The organism is Micromonospora sp. WMMD736 (assembly GCF_049179015.1).
GTDB lineage: Bacteria > Actinomycetota > Actinomycetes > Mycobacteriales > Micromonosporaceae > Micromonospora.
Genome location: NZ_JBMHMI010000085.1, coordinates 1 through 2,811 on the forward strand (window position 1 = coordinate 1; position 2,811 = coordinate 2,811).

The window sequence follows — 2,811 nt, forward strand, 5'->3', positions numbered from 1 at the left end:
CTCGCTGGCGGAATCGCCGGCCTCGGTAGCGGCGAGTACCACGCGTGTCAGGGCGCGAAGTGAACTGTACAGATCGTCATGCAGCATCAGCCGGACGCGCGCACCCCAGCGCCCGTCGTCGCCGAGTCGGCGAACCGCCTCCAGCAGCCGCTCGATGCCCAACCGGTCTGCGAGCGAGTGGTACAGCGCGATGACTTCCTCGACCTCACGGTCGGCGATCTCGGCGATGTCGAGCACGTCGAACAGCGGATAGCGATCGACCAGCCCGAACACCTCGGTGGCAAGCTCTTGCGACACACCGTCCGTCACCGCCCGAGAAGCACGCTCGGCTGTGCACTGACGACGCGACTCGGTTGACACCGCGGCCAGCTTCCCGACTCCGTCTCGGTATCGGGCGATGTCTGCGCCGATGGCGATCGGCTGCGGGCGATTGGCCAGCAGCCACCGCGCAGCGCGATCTAGCGTATGCCGTGTCTCGAGCTCCAGGTCGTCGCGCACCGCTACCGGCACCTGGGCCGTCCTGATCCGATGCCAGATGGCACGCAGGTCGAAGATCTGCGAGACCACGGTGAATGCCCGTACCGCATCCTCGGTCGTCGCGGCGGTGTCCTCGGCGAGCCGGAACGCATAGGTCAACCCGCCAAAATCCACCATCTCGTTGACAATCACCGTCGCGACGATCTCGCGGCGCAGCCGGTGTCGGCCGATCGCGGCGGCGAACCGCTCACGCAAGGGTTTCGGAAAGTAGCGCCGAATCGTCTCGGCGAATACGGCGGACCCCGGCAGGTCGCCGGCCAGCAGATCAGCCTTGAGCGAGAGTTTCACATGCGCGATGAGATTCGCCAACTCCGGCGAAGTCAGTCCTAGCCCCTGACTGATCCGCCTGTCGAGTTCGCCGTCCGACGGTAAACCCTCGATCGCCCGGTTCAACCCGCGGCGCGACTCGAGTTCGTCGAGCAGTCGCCGATGCACCGGCGCCGCGGCAACGGACTCCGAACGACACAACCCGACAGCGACGTTCTGCGCCGCGTTGTCGCTCAGGACCAGGGCCGCGACCTCGGATGTCATCGCCGCAAGTAGCTGATCCCGCTCGTGCCGCGCGAGATCACCGTCGGTGATGGCGCCTTCGAGGAGGATCTTGATGTTGACCTCGCGGTCCGAGCATGCGACACCCGCGGAATTGTCCAGTGCGTCGGTGTTGATCCGGCCACCGGCTGCACCGAACTCCACCCGACCAGCTGCGGAAACACCGAGATTGCCGCCCTCGCCGATGATCTTGACCCGCAGGCGGTTTGCGTCGACGCGGACGGCATCGTTGGACTTATCGCCCACCGCGGCATTCGGCTCCGCGGACGATTTGACGTAGGTGCCGACGCCACCGTTCCACAGCAGGTCGACCGGCGCGAGCATGATCGCCCTGATCATTTCGGGTGAGGACAGAGTCCTCACCGCCGCATCGAGGCCCAGCACCGCACCAACCTCTGGACTGACCGGAATCGCCTTGGCCGTGCGGCTGTACACGCCACCCCCGGGGCTGATAGCGGAGGCTTCGTAGTCAGCCCACGACGAGCGCTCCAGTTCGAACAGCCTTCGGCGCTCACGATAGGAGCGGGTGGGGTCGGGATCGGGGTCGAGGAAGATGTGCCTGTGGTCGAAGGCCGCAACCAGTTTGATGTGCTCGGATGCCAGCATGCCGTTGCCGAACACGTCACCGCTCATGTCGCCGATGCCGACGACCGTGAAATCCGCTGTCTCGAAGTCGATACCCGCCTCGGCGGAGTGCCGTTCCACCGCCGCCCACGCGCCTCGGGCGGTGATGCCCATCGCTTTATGGTCGTAACCTGCACTCCCACCGGAGGCAAACGCATCACCGAGCCAGAAGTCGTATTGGGCGGCAACAGAGTTGGCGATGTCAGAGAACGCTGCCGTGCCCTTGTCCGCCGCCAGAACTAGATAGGTGTCGTCACCGTCGCGCCTGACGACGTTGTGCGGTGGTACGACCGAGCGATCGGTGGGCGGCACATTGTCGGTCACGTCGAGCAATGCCGCGACGAACTTTCGGTAGCACGCGGTCGCTTCGTCGGACAGCGCCGTTCGGTCGCCGGACGCATCTCCCGTCGGAGCGGGCGGCTGCTTGACGATGAATCCCCCCTTGGCCCCGACCGGCACGATGACCGCATTCTTCACCGCTTGGGCCTTCACCAGGCCGAGAATCTCGGTGCGGAAGTCGTCGGTCCGGTCGGACCACCGCAAGCCGCCACGGGCCACCCGACCGAAGCGCAGGTGCACGCCTTCGACGCGCGGCGAATAGACGAAGATCTCGAACAGTGGTTTCGGCTCCGGGATCTCGGTGATCTGGCGAGCGTCGAACTTGAACGACAGTTGTTCTCGTTGATGTTCACCATGATCGTCGCGGAAAAAGTTGGTGCGCAATGTCGCCGTGATCAACCCGAGAATTGCGCGCAACACGCGGTCAACGTCGAGGCTGACGACCGCATCGATATGCGCCCCTAATCGTTCCGCCACTGCATCGGCGCCTCCGGCGGCATCCGGGCTTTCGTCCTCGGGATCGAATCGCGCGCGGAATAGTTCGACGAACAGGCGCGCAGCGTCAGGGTGGTCGCGAAGGACGCGTCCGATCTTGTCGAAGCTGTACGGGAACCCCGCTTGCTGCAGATACTTTGCATACGCCCGCAGCACCGTGACCTCCCGCCAGTGCAGTCCGGCCAGCAGTACCAGCTCATTCAGGGCGTCGACTTCCACGTGCCCGAACCACGTCGCCACGAAAGCGTCGCAAAACCGTAGCTGTGC

Annotated in this window: 1 protein-coding gene; it reads right to left on the reverse strand. The window is 65.0% G+C overall.

Annotated features, from left to right (window positions below):
* Window positions 1-2,763, reverse strand: a 2,763-nt coding sequence (locus ACN269_RS33905; RefSeq protein WP_421477309.1) for an NAD-glutamate dehydrogenase domain-containing protein, incomplete at its 3' end; no start/stop codon positions are given.
* Window positions 2,764-2,811: the final 48 nt, after the last annotated feature.